We start from the raw sequence: 15,643 nt of genomic DNA on the forward strand, positions 1-15,643 counted from the left end.
CACGATGGCAAGGGCACCCCAGGACCTGCTGTGCGATGATCTGTGTGAGCGCGCTGGCAACCGAGGGGGCCAGCGTCACAAAAGCGCTTCAGCCGGTTTCCGCCTGCGCGCCCGAGATCGTGGCCAGGCCACAAAGCGCAGCGCCGCCCCTGCGACGTCAGGCCGAGCGCGCATCTGTGCGCGCGAACCTGTCGTCTCCAGACAGATCGGGGATGAATCATGCTTACGCTTTCCGGGGACGAAGTCCGCCGCTGCACCCACGGTGCCGGGACCACATTTCGATTCAATTGGCCGCCGCGGGGCGCGCTGGCGTTGTCCGGCTGCGTGCCGGCACCGACACAAGTCGCCGGCGCTAATCCTTGCCGATCCCGCGGCCAAGATCGCGCGCGCCGGCTATCTGGCGCTTGCCACACGCGTTCGGCCGCCGGCCCCGAAATAGCCCGGTCTGACCTCCTGCCGCACCCTTTATTAACCCTTTGCTAACCATACACCCGGCAAGAATTGCCGAGTGGAGTCGAGTGTCGTCAGCCGCGTAGAACGGGAGCCCCCGTGGACGCCAGTGCGGTGCCTCACTTTCGGAACGGCGGCCCTTCGGCCGCCGCGCAGACGTTTGGGGCGCGTGGACGGCAGTCGCGCGGGGAGGCAGCTACCATGGTCGACGTCACCGCGGGACAGGGCGTAGGCGCCGCAAGGCCCGGCATCCCCTCCCTCAACGAGATTGTCACCATCCTCAAGCGCGGCGATATCGCGCTGGCGCTGGGCATCCTCACCATCCTGGTGGTGCTGATCCTGCCGCTGCCCGCGATCGTGCTGGACCTGTTCCTGGCGATCTCGATCACGCTCTCGATCCTGATTCTGATGACCTCGCTGTTCATCCAGACGCCTTTGGAATTTTCGGCCTTCCCGACCGTCCTCCTGATCTCGACCATGCTGCGGCTGTCGCTCAACATGGCCTCGACCCGCCTGATCCTGTCGCACGGCCACGAGGGCACGGCTGCTGCCGGGCACGTCATCGAAGCCTTCGGCAACTTCGTGATGGGCGGCAATTTCGTCATCGGCATCATCGTCTTCGCCATCCTGATCATCGTCAATTTCGTCGTCATCACCAAGGGTTCGGGGCGCATCGCCGAAGTCGCCGCCCGCTTCCACCTCGACGCGATGCCCGGCAAGCAGATGGCGATCGACGCCGATCTGTCCGCCGGACTGATCGACGAGAAGGTCGCCAAGGAGCGGCGCAAGGAGCTGGAGGACGAGAGCGGGTTCTTCGGCGCCATGGACGGTGCCTCCAAATTCGTCCGCGGCGATGCCGTTGCAGGTCTCTTGATCGTCTTCATCAACGTCGTCGGCGGCATGATCATCGGCGTGGCGCAGCAGGGCATGTCCTTTGCAGATGCCGGCCGCAGCTACACGCTGCTGACGGTCGGTGACGGTCTCGTCACCCAGGTGCCGGCGCTGATCGTCTCGACCGCGGCCGGCCTGCTCGTCTCCAAGGCCGGCGTCTCCGGCGCCGCCGACAAGGCGCTGATGAAGCAGTTCTCCGGCTATCCGCAGGCGCTCGCGATGTCCTCGGCGGTGATGCTGGTGCTGGCAGCGCTGCCGGGCATTCCAACCATTCCCTTCCTGGCGCTCGGCGCCGGCGCCGGCGCGCTCGCCTGGAACGCCCGCAACCGCAACCGGGTCACCGCCAGGGCCGAGGAAGCCGCCAAGGCCGCGCCCGCGGCAGGTCAGCCCGGTGCACCCGGAGCCGCTGCGGCCGAAGAGCCGATCTCGGCCGCGCTCAAGATCGACGACCTCAAGATCGAGCTCGGCTATGCGCTGCTGCCGCTCGTCAACGGCCCCGACGGCACCGACCGTCTCACCGAGCAGATCAAGGCGCTGCGCCGCTCACTCGCGATCGAGATGGGTTTCGTGATGCCGGCGGTGCGCATCCTCGACAACGTCCAGCTCGAGGCCAACACCTACATCATCAAGATCAAGGAGGTCGACGCCGGCACCGGCAAGATCTGGCCGAACCAGTTCATGGTCATGGATCCCGGCGGCAGCCAGGTGCAGGTGCCCGGCATCCACACCACCGAGCCGACCTTCGGCCTGCCCGCGACCTGGGTCGACGCCAGCCTCAAGGAAGAGGCCTCGCTCAAGGGCTACACCGTCGTCGACGCCGCGACCGTGCTCTCCACCCATCTCACCGAGTTGCTCAAGGCCAACATGTCGGACCTGCTCTCCTATGGCGAGGTGCAGAAGCTGCTCAAGGAGCTGCCGAAGGAGCAGGGCGAGCTGGTCAAGGACATCGTCCCCGGACAGGTCACGGTGTCCGGCATCCAGCGCGTGCTGCAGCTGCTGCTGGCCGAGCGCATCTCGATCCGCGACCTCTCCACCATCCTCGAAGGCATCGCGGATTCGCTGGCCTTCTCGCGCAATCCCGCGACCATGGTCGAGCACGTCCGCGCTCGCCTCGCGCGCCAGATCTGCGCGCAGAACACCTCGTACGCGGGCTATCTGCCGCTGATCGCGCTGTCGGCGCGGTGGGAGCAGGCTTTTGCCGAATCCATCATCGGCCAGGGCGAGGAGCGCAGCCTTGCGATGCAGCCCTCGAAACTGTCGGAGTTCATGACCAGCGTGCGCGAGGCATTCGAGCGCGCGGCGCGAGAAGGCGAAGCGCCGGTGCTGGTCACCTCCGCGGCAATCCGCCCCTTCGTGCGTTCCCTGGTGGAGCGGTTCCGGGCCCAGACGACCGTGCTGTCGCAGGCTGAAATTCACCCCAGGGCGAGGCTCAAAACGGTCGGAAGCGTCTGATTGCCTTAAGAAGCAGTGTGTTTTTCAGCCACAGGCAAATGGTTTTTGAGCTTTTTACGCCTTGTGGACAGCCGACGAAAAGGCGCCTGACAGCCACATTACAGCTTTGAAATAATTGCCAAAAATGCGCGATCAGACGTGACTTTTGATCGCGCTCTTTCACGTCGTGTCACGCTCTTGTGATGGCCTCTTGGGAACGAATCTCCCCAATACTAGGTTGTTGGGCACCGGAAGCATGAACCTGCCTGAAACGGCTGGCGACTACTTCGGGTAGGTGGCGGCAGGAGGCTTCCATGAACCACTCGATCTACAGCGCAGATCGCTCGACCCATCTGAAAGTTGTGGTCGTCGCCCTCGTCGCGGGAATCGCGGTGGCAGGCTTCGGCATCACGGCACGCACGGGTTCGGACGAAGGTCTGACCCAGACGGCCCGCGTCATCAAGGCCGGCAAGCCGGTCGTTATCACCAGCTCGAACGTGTCCCTCGTTCGCTAAGGAGATCTGAGAGTTTTTTGAATTCACGCGGCTCTTTATCAGCCCCCCAAAGTCGCCACGTGGATATGTAGACGACCCCAACCCCAAGTCGACTACAGAAAGCGCCCGCCCCCCACGGGCGCTTTCTCATGTCTGGGGTACATCTTCGCTGCGGGCGTTGACCTAGGGCTGGCCTGCTTCGCCCTCCGGGCAGCCAGGGCTGGTAGGGAAGCAGCGCGAGATTACCGCGCCCCATAGCTCGGCGGCGACTGCACGATCGGCGGCAGCGAACAGTTCTTCCCTGCTCCCGGTTGGCGGTGGATAGATGCGCTTGCGGTTGATTGTTTCCTTGGTCGCTTGCGCGGCCGCGCCTGTCGTCCTCACCTCGCGATCCCAGCCTCGGTATAGAGCGCGCCGCAGCCGCCGAGATCGAGCAGCCTTGCCGGCATTTCGGCCGCGACCTCGATGCCGGTGATGCCGGCGCCGACCACCACCACCGTCGAACGCCCCGGCGCCGGCACGCGGCGTCCGAGCGAGACGAGATGATCTTCGAGGCGGAGCGCCGCAGCATAGGTGTCGACGTCGAAGCCGTGCTCGGCAAGACCGGGAATGGCGGGACGCATCACCTCGCTGCCGAGCGCCAGCACGAGACATCATGGTGCAGCGTCTCCTCGCCGCCGCTCGCGCCAGCGAGATTTTTCGCTCTGCCGGGTCGATGGCCTCGACCTCGCCGAGACCGTGGCCGACACCGATCGGATCGAGCAGTTGCGGCAGCGGCAGCGCGACCTCGTCAAGATCGGCTTCGTAGTGGCGCACGCGGATGTTGTGATAGGGATTGCGGCCGACGGGACGGATCTCGATGTCGTCGTGAGCGCCGATCTCATCGCGCTTGCGCGCAGCGCCGATGGCCGCCCACAGGGCTGCAAAACCGGCGCCGAGCACGACGATAAGCGCCATGTCCGCCTACTCTACTTTCCAGAGCAATCCCGCGGTCTGCCCGCGCCGGCAATATAGCTAAACCGCCGGATCGACCAACTGGCCGGCGCCGCGCCGCTGCACGAAGTCGCGAGCTTAGGCTTGGCGCAGCTCCGACGGCGTCGTGCCGAAGCGCTTGCGGAACGCGCGGTTGAAATAGGACAGATCGGAAAAGCCCGAGGAATGCGCGATGTCGCTAATCTTGCGCGTCCTGGCGCGGGGATCGCCAAGCAGCTTGCGCGCCTGCAGCAGGCGCTGCTCCAGCACGAATTCGGTGAAGGTCGTGCCGGCCTGCTCGAACAGGCGCTGCGCCTGGCGTGGGCTCAAGCCCGAGCGCGCCGCGACCTCGGACAGGCAGAGGTCGTTGCGGCCGAGCGCGGCCATTACGTCGGCACGCATGAGATCGAGGCGCGCCGCCGCATGCCCCCGTCCGCGTGCCACACTTGCATGCTCGGCATCGGTGCCGAGCAGAAGGCCGACGAGATCGACCATATGCTGCGCCGTCAGGCGCTGGCCTACCGCGTCGAGATGCGGCGCGTGATTGGCGGCGAGCGCATGGTAGCGGAAGATCGTCTCGGCGACCGCGCCGTCGACGAGCACTTGCGACAGCTTGTCCTCGGCGCGCGGACTGATGTCGAGCAGCGCGCGGCGCGGCATGCGGATGGAGGTGAAGCGGTTTTCGTCAGTGTGGCCGACGCTGCCCGTGATACTCATGTCGACGAGCACCATTTGGGCGGGCGCAAGCTCCACGGCGTGGCCGTTCTGCCCGACGCGGACAAGGCCAGCATGCGCGGCGATCAGGACGAGGTCGTCGCTGCCGTCGGCGAGATGGCTTTGGGTGCGGGAATATTGCGCGGATGCGCCTTCGGGAATGGCGAGCGCGATGTTGTCGACCACGCTGATCTGGAGCCGGCAATCGATGCTCTCGCCATGGCTCGGCCCGATATCGAAGCCGCAGGCGCCGAAGGCCCGCTCGCGCCATTGTTCGAACGCCGGGCCCTGCGGCAGTCCCGCGTATTGGTGAACAAAGATGCCGGGAGGCTTCACTGCATCCATTTGATTTTTTCGCCCTCTCCGGCGGCACGGTCGGCAGCGCCGCAACTTCAAATTCCGGGCATTTGACGCCGCGAAACGCCGGGAGGTTCAAATGGGGAGCGGATTCGGCCGGACTTGTCGGGATGCGACGGCGGGACGGACCGTGGCGACAGGATCAAGCCCGCCACTGGAGGCACTACTTCTTCGCGGGCGCCTGCGGCTGGGACGGCGGCACGGTCTCGATCAGCTTGCCGGTAAACACGGGGGACGAGGTCGGCTGGCCGTTCGGGGAGCCGCCGGCCTGTTCGACGGTGATGGCGTAGGTCGCGCCGTTGACGACCTCGGCATCATAGGAGGCGAGCAGCGGACGCGCAGTGAAATCGCCGGAGCCGATCACGCCGAGCGAACGCGGGCGCGGCAGCTTGTCCGAGATCAGCCAGAGCTCGAAACTCTTGCCGGGCTCTGGCGTCGCGCCGACCTTGCGCACGGTGAAATTCCGCGTCGCGCCATCGATGGTGAGGATGAAGGCGGGGCCGCCACCCTGGCCCTGCAATAGCGCGACATATTGCGCCGAAGCGGCGAGCGGGGTGGCCGGCGTCTTCACCTCCACCGTCTGGATCCGCGGTGCGGGACGCAAGACCCCCGGCAGCGCATCGGGCAGGAAGATCTGAAACGACAGCGTGACGAGCAGCGCGGCCGCAAGCGCGCCGACGGCGGATGCGATCGAGCGCCAGCGCTTCACGCGTGCCTCGAGTTGGATCACATTGCTGTCGTCGACGATTGGTCCTTGCGATGTCCGGACGACCTCGGGATCGGGTGCGTGGACCTGCGGCATGAAGACCGGCGCGAAATCGGGAATCGCATCGGATCCAGAGCGCGTCGGCTCGGGCTGCCCTGCTTCGGGAGGCTGCGGCTGCGGTGTCCGCTGCGACGGCGCTTCTGGCGGCGCGGTCTCGATCGGCGGGATTGGCGGCGGCGCGACGTCGGAAAGACCAGGCAGTTGCTGCGCAAGCGCCGTGCGCGCGATCTCGGACCTGATGTTCTCCCACACGATCGGACGCGGCTCGACCGAGCCGACCATCTGGTTGAGCGCGCCGAGCCGGAAGGCCCAGGCCTGCACGACCGCGGCGAACGCCTCGTCCACCGCCATCATGGTCTCGACCTGCGCGCGCTCGTCAGCATCGAGCGTACCGAGCGCATATTCCGCGGCGAGCGCGATATGGTCCTCCGTGTAAGCCATCACTTTCCTTCACCTCTCCCGAAGGGAGAGGTCGATTTGCACCGGGCGATGCGAAGCGTCGTCCCGCGCAAATTGGGCGAGGGGCTCAGGTCCCATGAGAGAGCGTAACCCCTCACCCGGATTGCATCTTGCAATGCAATCCGACCTCTCCCTGCGGGAGAGGTGAAGTGAGAACGCTGCGCCAGCTTGTACACTCTCATCATCCTCTAAAGTCCGAGGCATTCCCGGATATCCAACATGCTGCGCCGGAGCCACGTCTTCACCGTGTTGACGGGAGCGGCGAATTTCTCAGCCAATTGCTCGCGGCTCCAGCCGTTGTAATAGGCGAGAAGCACGAGCCGCTGACGGTCCGGCTCGAGCCGGCCGATGCATTCCAGCAACCGCTTCAACTCCTCGGTCATCTCCCGTCGCGCCAGCGGGTCGGGGCTGTCGGCCGCCACCTCCAGCGCCTGAGGCTCTTCCTCGATGGAGACCTCCGACTTTTTGCGCACGATGTCGATCGCACGGTTGCGCGCAATCGAGGCCATCCACGTGATCGGCGACGATAGGGCCGGATCGAACCGGCCGGCGCTGTTCCAGATCTTGACGTAGGTCTCCTGAATGACCTCCTCTGCGAGATCCTGTCGGCGCAAGATACGGAGCACGACTCCAAAGAGTTTCGCCCGCGTGGCGGCGTAGAGGCGCTCGAACGCGGCCTGATCGCCCTTTGCCACCGCCTCAATCAACCCGACCAGCTCTGCTGGCGTCAGCATTCAGCCCCCCGACACGCGGCGTGCCGCTTCCCTTCACCTCTCCCCAACGGGGAAAGGTCGATTTGCGCAGCAAATCGGGTGAGGGGGCGCAGGGCTAAAGGGGGACCGTCACCCCTCACCCGGCGCTCCGCGCCGACCTCTTCCAAGGGAGAGGTGGGCACCGCGGTTGCTGGCACAGCATTCATCCCCTCCACCATAGCGCGTGGCAAAGCCGACCACCAAGGCCACGCTGTGGACAGCACATACGAAAAACCCGGACCTTGCGGTCCGGGCTTAGCGGATTCCTCGGCGGTCGGGTTGCTGGCGCCGTTAGGCGACGGCGCCGATGCGGGCGCGCATCAGGCCGATGCTGTCGAGGTCGGCCTGCTCGCGGGCGTTTTCCTCGGCGCGCTCGCGGGCCTGGTCGCGCTCGTCGAGGAGCTCGACCTTCTTCAGCTCCTCGAAGGCCTCGGCCAGCGCGGCCTTGGCTTCGTCGAGTTGGCCCTTGAGCTCGTCGGCCGAGCGGGTCAGGTTCTCGCGGCGCTGGATCGCGGCCTTGGCATAGGTCGGATAGGCAAAGTGCGAGGGATCGTTGATCCCGGCACGCTCCTGCTCGGTCGTGATCTCGCGCTCAAGATCGGTCGACATCCGCTGGAAGTCGGCGATCATGGTCTCGATCTGGGTGACCCGGCGGCGCTTCTCGTCGACCTGAAACTTCTTCAGGCGAATGAGGGTATCTCGTGACTTCATCGACTCGTACTCCCCAGAAGTCCCCCCGCTGCACGTGGGACGATACCGGTCACCCCACGGGCCCGATGGGGGCCCAGACCGGCTCTGCTACTCTGTGGGATGGGATGATGACGGGACAAAGTTAGCGTTCCGTTTCCAAATTACCGAGGATTAGCGCCAACTGGCGGTAGCCGTCCGCCAGCGATGCATTTTCATCCTTGCGCTGGCGCAGGAAGGTCTCCAGCGGCTCGTGCAGCCGGATCGCCTCGTCGACTTCGGGGCTGGAGCCGGCCCGGTAGGCGCCAAGACGGATCAATTCCTCCATGTCGGCATAGGTCGCCATCACCGCCCGCGCCTTCTGGATGACGGGCCAGAATTGCGGATCGGCCGATTTCGGCATGGTGCGGGAGACGGATTTGAGGATGTTGATCGCGGGATAGCGGCCGCGCTCGGCGATCGAGCGCTGCATCACGATGTGGCCGTCCAGAATGCCGCGGACGGCATCGGCGATCGGCTCGTTATGGTCGTCGCCGTCGACCAGCACCGTGAAGATCGCGGTGATGGCGCCCTCGCCGAGGCCCGGTCCGGCTCGCTCCAACAGTTTCGGCAGCTCGGTGAATACGGTCGGCGTGTAGCCCTTGGCCGTCGGCGGCTCGCCGGCGGAAAGGCCGATCTCGCGCTGGGCCATTGCAAAGCGCGTCACCGAGTCCATCAGGCAGAGCACGTCCTTGTCCTCGTCCCGAAAATATTCGGCGACCGCGAGCGTCAGATACGCGGCCTGGCGGCGCATCAGCGCCGGCTCGTCGGAAGTTGCGACCACCACGACCGAACGCGCCAGGCCCTCCTCGCCGAGATCGTCCTGCAAGAATTCCTGCACTTCGCGGCCGCGTTCGCCGATCAGCCCGATGACGCTGACCGCGGCATCGACGTTGCGCGCCAGCATCGAGAGCAAAACCGATTTGCCGACGCCGGAGCCTGCGAAGATGCCCATGCGCTGGCCGCGGCAGCAGGTGAGAAACGTGTTCATCGCGCGCACGCCGAGATCGAGCGGAGCGCCGACGCGCTTGCGCGAATGCGCCGGCGGCGGCGTATTGCGGAACGGCATCGGCGATGAACCTTGCGGCAACGGCCCCTTGCCGTCGATCGGCTCGCCCAGCGCGTTGACGACGCGGCCGAGCCAGGCCGCTGACGGCCGCACTTGATTGGCGGCATTGGCGATGACGGCCTTGCAACCGCGGCGCACGCCGTCGAGGCCGGCGAACGGCATCACGACAGCATTGTTGCCGGAGAAGCCGATCACCTCGCAAGGAATGCTGCGGTTGGCGCCGGTCTCGATCACGAGCCGCGCGCCGACCGACATCGCGTGAATGGGTCCGGCCACCTCGACCATCAGACCGCGCACGCCGACCACGCGGCCGTAAATATTGACGCCGTCGATGTCGCCGATCTGTTCGGCCAAAGCCTTCATTGGGGGGCCTTCGTTAAGGGGGGCGCCTTGGAGATCCGGGACTTCACAGTGAAAACCTTAAGTTTCGCCATATTTCTGAACGGAGCTTAACTCCGTGTTTACCCGCATCATTAATCATTGCGTCACTGTCTTTGTGACTGAGCGTGACTCCCCTTCAGAAGAAGGCTGAGTCGCGGGAGTCGGTTAGGCCCGTCTCTTAAAGTGGAACTTGAACGGAGCTGGGTGACGAAAGCTGCTTCACACGCAAGACCTTAGGGCGATTCGACAAAAATTGCACCGGGGGGACTTGCGTTCCAGAATCAGGATTTGTTAACCATCTGTTGTCAGGATCCGAATCAGTTGTTCAAAGGCGTTTTGTTGAGTGCCGCGAATGCGGCCGACCTGACGCCCAGGAGCGGCGACTATGGGGAACTGGCATGCGCGTTTTGCTGATTGAAGATGACAGCGCCGTCGCGCAGTCGATCGAGCTGATGTTGAAGTCTGAGAGCTTCAACGTCTACACGACCGATTTGGGGGAAGAAGGCGTCGATCTCGGTAAATTATACGATTACGACATTATCCTTCTCGACCTCAACCTGCCCGACATGTCCGGCTACGACGTGCTCAAGCAGCTTCGGGTTTCCAAGATCAAGACACCGATCCTGATCCTCTCCGGCCTCGCCGGCATCGAGGACAAGGTCAAGGGTCTCGGCGTCGGCGCCGACGACTACATGACCAAGCCCTTCCACAAGGACGAGCTGGTCGCCCGCATCCACGCGATCGTGCGCCGCTCCAAGGGCCATGCCCAGTCGGTCATCCAGACCGGCGACCTCGTCGTCAACCTCGACACCAAGACGGTGGAAGTCGGCGGCCAGCGCGTGCATCTGACCGGCAAGGAATATCAGATGCTGGAGCTGCTCTCGCTCCGCAAGGGCACCACCCTCACCAAGGAAATGTTCCTCAACCACCTCTATGGCGGCATGGACGAGCCCGAGCTGAAGATCATCGACGTCTTCATCTGCAAGCTCCGCAAGAAGCTGGCCAATGCGTCCGAGGGACGCAACTTCATCGAGACCGTGTGGGGCCGCGGCTACGTGCTGCGCGAGCCGCACGAGGTCGAGGAGCGCATTCCCGCCTGATCAGTTTACGTCGCAAGCCCCGTTCGGGCTTGCTCCTCCCAGCCTGGACCCCGCCGCAAATGGCGGGGTTTTGTTTTTTGGGGACGCGCCACGCGGCCTCGTCGTCGTCCCGACGTTGAACCGCTAACCTTCCCCCGCCGACGAATGGTTGCTGCACGATGGGGGAACGATGATCCTGCAATCACTCGCGGGCCTGCCCGCCTTCCTGGTCTATTTCTGCACCGGGCTGATCGGGATCGTCGCGTATCTGTTTGTCTATACCCGCATCACGGCGCACAACGAGTTCCAGCTGATCCGCGACAACGAGCCGGCCGCGGCGATCGCGCTCGGGCTGAGCCTGCTCGGCTTCGTGGCACCGCTGGTCAGCGCGATCGCACATTCGGCCAATGTATTGGACTGCATGATCTGGGCGACGGTCGCACTGGTCGTGCAGGTCATCATGTTCTTCCTCGTGAAGGTCCCGGTGCCGAATCTGTCGGCGCGGATCTCTGCCGGCGAGCTGGCCCCGGCGATTTGGCTCGGCCTGTCCTCGCTCGCCGCGGGCCTCCTGAATGCCGCCTGCATGATTTACTGACCATGGCCGACAAACCCTCCAAAAAGGAATTCGGCAAGCGCCGGAAGGCGGCCGAGCCACCTCCTGAGCGATCGCCGATGAAACGCTCCGGCCATGTCGCGCTGCTGGTGATGGGCACGCTCGCGGTCGGCACCACCGCCTACACGATGATGCCGGGGAGTTGCGAGCCGCCTCCATCCGGAACGGAAGCCTCGGCTCTGTCGAGCACCGCCTGCAGCAGCAGGAGCAGCTCCTCGAGCAGCGGCAGCTCGCGCTGGTCGTCGCGATCGAGCTTCTTCAGCAGCGATTCCTCGAGCCATTCCTCATCTGGAACGTCGTCCGATTCCGGCCACAGCAGCGTCAGCCGCGGCGGCTTCGGCTCGTTCGGCCATGGCTTTTCGAGCGGCGGCTAGCGCATGATCCGGAAAAGTGGCCACCGGTTGTCAGGCAAGAGCATGCGCAGGAAATAACATGCAGCGCATCAATTGTCTCGAGCGCGACGACTGGCGAGAGACCGCGGCGCAATGCGGCTTCGTCTTCCACACCATCGACGGCGAACGCTATTGGGACGAGCGCGCCTATTACGGCTTCACGCTCGAGGAGATCGAGCGCGGCATCGAGGCGCCGACCGGCGAGATCGATGCGATGTGCCTGGAGCTTGCCGGCCGCGTCATCGGCGACGAGCGGCTCCTGCGTCGCTTGCAGATTCCGGAAGCGTTCTGGAGCCTGATCGACGAGAGCTGGAAGCGCGACGACCGCAGCCTCTATGGCCGGCTCGATCTCAGCTATGACGGCAAAGGTCCGGCAAAGCTGCTCGAATACAACGCGGATACGCCGACCTCGCTGTTCGAGGCTGCCGTCTTCCAATGGACCTGGCTAGAACAGGCGATCGAACGCCGCGTCATCCCCGCGCGTGCCGATCAGTTCAACTCCATGCACGAGCGGCTGATCGCGGCGTGGAAGGAGATCGCCGGCGGCCGCCAGCTCCATCTCACCGGCAGCACCGGCAATCAGGAAGACGCCGGCACGCTGGCTTATCTCGAAGACACCGCACGCCAGGCCGGGCTCTCGACCAGGCTGCTCGACATCGAACAGGTCGGCTGGCGCGATGAGCCTGGCTGCTTCGTCGACCTCGATGATGGCGACATCACGCTGGCGTTCAAACTCTATCCCTGGGAGTGGATGTTCCATGACTCGTTCGGCGCCAAGCTGAAGGACGCGCCGACGCGCTGGATCGAGCCGCCGTGGAAGGCGGTGCTTTCCAACAAAGGCATTTTGCCGCTGCTGTGGGAGATGTTTCCGAACCATCCCCATCTGCTGCCGGCCTTCTTCGAGGACGATCCGCGCTCCCCGGAGCTCGGCACATCCTATGTGCGCAAGCCGCTGCTGTCGCGCGAAGGCGCCAATGTCACGAGTGTGTCCGGCGGCATGGCGCTCGACGAACAGGCAGGCCCCTACGGGGCTGAAGGTTTCGTGCGGCAAGCGCTGGCGCCGCTGCCGAATTTTTCCGGCTTCTATCCGGTGATTGGAAGCTGGCTGGTGAACCACGAACCCTGCGGATTGTCGATCCGCGAGGACGAGAGCCCGATCACGGGCAACCGCTCGCGGTTTCTGCCCCATGCGATCTTGTGAGGCACGTCGTCGCGAGCCGGAATGACGAGGAGAAGGATCACCTCGCCGCGGCGATCTTCAACGACGGCGGCATCAAACCGCCCATGGGGCGGCCGGAGCGCGCGGGGTTGAGCTGGTACAGACCACGGCGCTCAGTGATGGGACGGAACGCATCGGTAATGCCGACGACGGATTCGGCAGCGCCGAGCAGCAACGTGCCGTCGGCCTCCAGGCCCTTTGCCATCCGCTCGAAGATCACCGCCTTGGTGTCCTGGTCGAAATAGATCAGTACGTTGCGGCAGAAGATCACGTCGAACGTGCCGAGATGGCAGAAGTCCTGCAGCAGATTGAGCTGGCGAAACTGCACCATCGCGCGAATATCGGCATTGAGCTGCCAAACTTCGCCAGTCTGCGTGAAGTACTTCATCAGGTGCTGGATAGGCAGGCCGCGCTGCACCTCGAACTGGCTGTAGATTCCGGCCTTGGATTTCTCGAGCACCTCCAGCGACAGGTCGGTGGCCACGATCTCGATGCGCCAACCGGCGAGGACGGCGCCCATCTCCTTCACGCACATCGCGATCGAATAGGGCTCCTGCCCCGTCGAGGACGCCGCCGACCAGATGCGCAAGCTCTTGCGCGCCGCGCGCGCCTTGATCAGGCCTGGCAGAATCGTCTCGCGCAGATGATCGAACGGGATCTTGTCGCGGTAGAAGAAGGTCTCGTTGGTGGTCATCGCTTCGACCACGTCGCTCGCGAGCCGGCCGTCGCCGTTCCTGATCTTCAGCACGAGATCGGGAATGCCGGGAAGGCTTGCCTTGCGCGCGAGCGGCAGCAGCCGGCTTTCAACCAGATATTGCTTGTCGGGGGACAGATCGAGGCCGGAGCGCTCCTTCAGGAACTTGCGCAGATAGTCGTAGTCGGTGGGCGTCACGAGCGATCTCCCGCGAACAGGCGGTTGATCTTGGCGCCGATCTGATTGAGCGGCAGGATCGCCGCGCAGATGCCGGCATTGGCAGCCGCGCCCGGCATGCCCCAGACCACGCTGGAGGCCTCGTCCTGCGCGATGACGCTGCCGCCGGCGGCAACGATGTCCTTGCCGCCGCGCATGCCGTCCGAGCCCATGCCGGTCAGGATCACGGAGAGGATGCTGCCGTGCCAGATGTCGATGGCGGAGGTGAAGAGCGGATCGACCGCGGGCTTGCAGAAATTGACGGCGGGGCCGTCGTCGAGCGCGATCACGGTGTCCGCGCCGCTGCGTACGACGCGCATGTGTTTGCCGCCCGGCGCGAGATAAATCCGTCCCGGCTTCACCGGCTCGCCGTCGACCGCCTCGGCCGCCGGCTTGCGGCTCGAACGCGCCAGATGCTCGGCGAGAATGGTGGTGAAGGTCGGCGGCATGTGCTGGGTGATCAGCACCGGGACGCGGTCGATGACCGGGCCGAGCTCGGTGACCAGCGCCATCAGCGCCTGCGGACCGCCGGTCGAGGAGCCGATCAGCAGCACCTTCGGTGCCTGCGTCGAGAACGGGCGTGTGACCAAGGCTCCCGAGGACGGTGCGTGCAGGGCTGGAGCCGAGACGGGCGCGGCGGGCCGCGCAATCGGGCCGCGCGGGGCCGGAGCCGGGCTCGCGGGCGCCAGCGGAGGACTTGCAACCGCGTGCTTGCGGCGCAGCCGCGCGCCGAGATGGCGGATCTTCTGGATCAGATCGTGATGAAAGATGTCCGCGGCCGACGCCTCGCGCGTCGATTCCGGCTTCGGAATATAATCGGCCGCGCCGAGCGACAGCGCCTTGAAGCTGATCTCCGCGTTACGGCGGGTCAGCGTCGAAGCCATGATGATGACGAGATCGCGCTTCTTCGCCAGCAGCTGCGGCAGCGCCGAGATACCGTCGAGCTCGGGCATTTCGATGTCGAGCACGGCAACGTCAGGATTGATGCGTTCGATCTGGTTGACCGCTTCGAGCCCGGTGCGTAGAGAGGCCGCGACTTCCATGTCGTGCTCGGCGCCGATCCAGCGCGAGATCAGACCGCGGATGACGACGGAGTCGTCGACGATCATCACCCGCAGCGGTCCCGCTTCGCGCGAGCCCGCCGTGGCCGAATTACCTGCGAACGCAATACTCATTACTCACCAACTCAGACTGAAAGGACACAGTTGAAAACAGGCGCCGAAGGATCCGTTCGGCATCCGGCCGATCGCTCAGATAAGGCCGACTTCCTGGAATTTCGCCGTCACGATGTCCTTGTCGAAAGGCTTCATGATGTACTCATTGGCGCCGGCATGCAGCGCGCGGGCGATATGCGCGACGTCGTTCTCGGTGGTGCAGAACACTACCTTGGGCTGGTCGCCGCCGGGCATGCGCCTGAGATGACCGAGGAACTCGTAGCCGTCCATCACGGGCATGTTCCAGTCGAGCAGCACCGCATCGGGCAGGCCGCGCTTGCAGGCTTCCAGCGCCTTCTCACCGTCCTCGGCTTCGAGGATCTGGAAGTCGAGACCCTCCAGGATCCGGCGCGCAACCTTGCGGATGACGCTGGAATCATCAACGACGAGACAAGTTCGCATGTGAACCTCTGCTTCCTCCCCCTTTGCGGGGGCACTTCCAATTGCAAGTCCGGCGGCGAGGGCCGCCGTATCAGGCCGCCATCAGCTCGGGCGCGAGTTCGAGGACGCGATCGACGTCGAGGACGACCATGAGCTGTCCGTCGAGGCGGTGGACGCCGCCGGCGAGCTTGGCCATGCGGGGATCGAGATTGACGGGGTTCTCTTCCATGCCGGCGTCGGGCAGGCGCAGCACCTCGCCGATCTGGTCGATCAGCAGGCCGTAGGATTCACCGCGCAGGTCGACGCCGACCGCCATCGGCACCTTGCCGTCCTCGGGCTGCGGCAGGCCGAGACGGGCGCGCATGTCGACCAC

At 64.9% G+C, this 15,643-nt stretch carries 17 protein-coding genes; 7 read left to right on the forward strand and 10 right to left on the reverse strand.

The genetic code is table 11. The features are described 5' to 3' along the window. The first annotated feature begins 651 nt into the window (after positions 1 to 651). Together flhA and IVB28_RS26625 are read left to right on the forward strand one after the other, a co-directional pair. On the forward strand, positions 652 to 2,793 hold the full coding sequence (gene flhA / locus IVB28_RS26620) for a flagellar biosynthesis protein FlhA (protein WP_247530116.1): 2,142 nt from the start codon (positions 652 to 654) through the stop codon (positions 2,791 to 2,793). A 293-nt stretch (positions 2,794 to 3,086) separates the two neighbouring features. Further along, on the forward strand, positions 3,087 to 3,287 hold the full coding sequence (locus tag IVB28_RS26625) for a hypothetical protein (RefSeq protein WP_247530119.1): 201 nt from the start codon (positions 3,087 to 3,089) through the stop codon (positions 3,285 to 3,287). Between the two features lie 359 nt (positions 3,288 to 3,646). Here IVB28_RS26625 and IVB28_RS26630 read toward each other — a convergent pair whose 3' ends face one another. Beyond that, positions 3,647 to 3,889 (reverse strand): FAD-dependent oxidoreductase, encoded by a 243-nt coding sequence (locus IVB28_RS26630; protein WP_247530121.1) that lies wholly within the window; start codon positions 3,887 to 3,889, stop codon positions 3,647 to 3,649. Between IVB28_RS26630 and IVB28_RS26635 the strand changes: the two genes are divergently transcribed. Further along, positions 3,876 to 4,280, forward strand: coding sequence for a hypothetical protein (locus tag IVB28_RS26635; protein WP_247530123.1), 405 nt, complete (start codon positions 3,876 to 3,878; stop codon positions 4,278 to 4,280). The genes IVB28_RS26630 and IVB28_RS26635 overlap by 14 nt on opposite strands. A gap of 57 nt (positions 4,281 to 4,337) precedes the next feature. Here IVB28_RS26635 and IVB28_RS26640 read toward each other — a convergent pair whose 3' ends face one another. From IVB28_RS26640 to fliI, 5 genes are all read right to left on the reverse strand, one after another. Continuing rightward, complete coding sequence (locus IVB28_RS26640) at positions 4,338 to 5,297, reverse strand: AraC family transcriptional regulator (RefSeq protein ID WP_247530125.1); 960 nt, start codon at positions 5,295 to 5,297, stop codon at positions 4,338 to 4,340. 175 nt (positions 5,298 to 5,472) lie between these two features. Next, positions 5,473 to 6,516: an anti-sigma factor gene (locus IVB28_RS26645; RefSeq protein WP_247530127.1), complete on the reverse strand. Its 1,044-nt coding sequence runs from the start codon at positions 6,514 to 6,516 to the stop codon at positions 5,473 to 5,475. A 206-nt stretch (positions 6,517 to 6,722) separates the two neighbouring features. Next, positions 6,723 to 7,268, reverse strand: a complete 546-nt coding sequence (locus IVB28_RS26650) for a sigma-70 family RNA polymerase sigma factor (protein WP_247530129.1) — start codon at positions 7,266 to 7,268, stop codon at positions 6,723 to 6,725. Positions 7,269 to 7,577: 309 nt separating this feature from the next. After that, entirely contained in the window at positions 7,578 to 7,997 is a 420-nt protein-coding gene (gene fliJ, locus IVB28_RS26655) for a flagellar export protein FliJ (protein WP_008138882.1), read from the reverse strand. A 121-nt stretch (positions 7,998 to 8,118) separates the two neighbouring features. Then, positions 8,119 to 9,444: a flagellar protein export ATPase FliI gene (gene fliI / locus IVB28_RS26660; protein ID WP_247530131.1), complete on the reverse strand. Its 1,326-nt coding sequence runs from the start codon at positions 9,442 to 9,444 to the stop codon at positions 8,119 to 8,121. Between the two features lie 416 nt (positions 9,445 to 9,860). On the opposite strand from fliI, the gene IVB28_RS26665 reads away from it, so the two are divergent. The 4 genes from IVB28_RS26665 to IVB28_RS26680 all read left to right on the forward strand — a co-directional run bounded on the left by IVB28_RS26665 (position 9,861) and on the right by IVB28_RS26680 (position 12,747). Next, entirely contained in the window at positions 9,861 to 10,562 is a 702-nt protein-coding gene (locus IVB28_RS26665) for a response regulator transcription factor (protein WP_007600544.1), read from the forward strand. A 169-nt stretch (positions 10,563 to 10,731) separates the two neighbouring features. After that, positions 10,732 to 11,136 carry a DUF350 domain-containing protein gene (locus IVB28_RS26670; protein WP_247530132.1) on the forward strand — a complete coding sequence of 135 codons (405 nt, stop codon included), beginning with the start codon at positions 10,732 to 10,734 and terminating at the stop codon, positions 11,134 to 11,136. A gap of 2 nt (positions 11,137 to 11,138) precedes the next feature. Continuing rightward, a complete protein-coding gene (locus IVB28_RS26675) occupies positions 11,139 to 11,528 on the forward strand; it encodes a hypothetical protein (protein WP_247530133.1) in 390 nt (129 codons plus the stop codon). A gap of 58 nt (positions 11,529 to 11,586) precedes the next feature. Next, the gene (locus tag IVB28_RS26680; protein ID WP_247530134.1) at positions 11,587 to 12,747 is read left to right on the forward strand and encodes a glutathionylspermidine synthase family protein; all 1,161 of its coding nucleotides are present in this window, start codon (positions 11,587 to 11,589) and stop codon (positions 12,745 to 12,747) included. A 37-nt stretch (positions 12,748 to 12,784) separates the two neighbouring features. On the opposite strand, the gene IVB28_RS26685 is transcribed toward IVB28_RS26680, so the two are convergent. The 4 genes from IVB28_RS26685 to IVB28_RS26700 form a co-directional block, all read right to left on the reverse strand. Next, on the reverse strand, positions 12,785 to 13,657 hold the full coding sequence (locus IVB28_RS26685) for a protein-glutamate O-methyltransferase CheR (RefSeq protein WP_247530135.1): 873 nt from the start codon (positions 13,655 to 13,657) through the stop codon (positions 12,785 to 12,787). Next, complete coding sequence (locus tag IVB28_RS26690; RefSeq protein WP_247530136.1) at positions 13,654 to 14,850, reverse strand: chemotaxis response regulator protein-glutamate methylesterase; 1,197 nt, start codon at positions 14,848 to 14,850, stop codon at positions 13,654 to 13,656. The genes IVB28_RS26685 and IVB28_RS26690 overlap by 4 nt, the downstream gene beginning before the upstream one ends. Before the next feature lie 75 nt (positions 14,851 to 14,925). Then, positions 14,926 to 15,291 (reverse strand): response regulator, encoded by a 366-nt coding sequence (locus tag IVB28_RS26695; protein ID WP_007600538.1) that lies wholly within the window; start codon positions 15,289 to 15,291, stop codon positions 14,926 to 14,928. A 70-nt stretch (positions 15,292 to 15,361) separates the two neighbouring features. Then, on the reverse strand, positions 15,362 to 15,643 hold a 282-nt coding region (locus tag IVB28_RS26700), incomplete at its 5' end, for a chemotaxis protein CheW (protein WP_247530137.1).

The organism is Bradyrhizobium sp. 199, assembly GCF_023073355.1.
GTDB lineage: Bacteria > Pseudomonadota > Alphaproteobacteria > Rhizobiales > Xanthobacteraceae > Bradyrhizobium.

Excerpts from the sequence above, each read along its gene's own strand:
- IVB28_RS26645 (WP_247530127.1), bottom strand. The coding sequence starts at position 6,516 with ATGGCTTACACGGAGGACCATATCGCGCTCGCCGCGGAATATGCGCTC.
- fliJ (WP_008138882.1), bottom strand. The coding sequence starts at position 7,997 with ATGAAGTCACGAGATACCCTCATTCGCCTGAAGAAGTTTCAGGTCGAC.
- IVB28_RS26640 (WP_247530125.1), bottom strand. The coding sequence starts at position 5,297 with ATGGATGCAGTGAAGCCTCCCGGCATCTTTGTTCACCAATACGCGGGA.
- fliI (WP_247530131.1), bottom strand. The coding sequence starts at position 9,444 with ATGAAGGCTTTGGCCGAACAGATCGGCGACATCGACGGCGTCAATATT.
- IVB28_RS26680 (WP_247530134.1), top strand. The coding sequence starts at position 11,587 with ATGCAGCGCATCAATTGTCTCGAGCGCGACGACTGGCGAGAGACCGCG.
- flhA (WP_247530116.1), top strand. The coding sequence starts at position 652 with ATGGTCGACGTCACCGCGGGACAGGGCGTAGGCGCCGCAAGGCCCGGC.
- IVB28_RS26695 (WP_007600538.1), bottom strand. The coding sequence starts at position 15,291 with ATGCGAACTTGTCTCGTCGTTGATGATTCCAGCGTCATCCGCAAGGTT.
- IVB28_RS26675 (WP_247530133.1), top strand. The coding sequence starts at position 11,139 with ATGGCCGACAAACCCTCCAAAAAGGAATTCGGCAAGCGCCGGAAGGCG.
- IVB28_RS26670 (WP_247530132.1), top strand. The coding sequence starts at position 10,732 with ATGATCCTGCAATCACTCGCGGGCCTGCCCGCCTTCCTGGTCTATTTC.
- IVB28_RS26690 (WP_247530136.1), bottom strand. The coding sequence starts at position 14,850 with ATGAGTATTGCGTTCGCAGGTAATTCGGCCACGGCGGGCTCGCGCGAA.
- IVB28_RS26635 (WP_247530123.1), top strand. The coding sequence starts at position 3,876 with ATGGCGGGACGCATCACCTCGCTGCCGAGCGCCAGCACGAGACATCAT.
- IVB28_RS26650 (WP_247530129.1), bottom strand. The coding sequence starts at position 7,268 with ATGCTGACGCCAGCAGAGCTGGTCGGGTTGATTGAGGCGGTGGCAAAG.
- IVB28_RS26625 (WP_247530119.1), top strand. The coding sequence starts at position 3,087 with ATGAACCACTCGATCTACAGCGCAGATCGCTCGACCCATCTGAAAGTT.
- IVB28_RS26630 (WP_247530121.1), bottom strand. The coding sequence starts at position 3,889 with ATGCGTCCCGCCATTCCCGGTCTTGCCGAGCACGGCTTCGACGTCGAC.
- IVB28_RS26665 (WP_007600544.1), top strand. The coding sequence starts at position 9,861 with ATGCGCGTTTTGCTGATTGAAGATGACAGCGCCGTCGCGCAGTCGATC.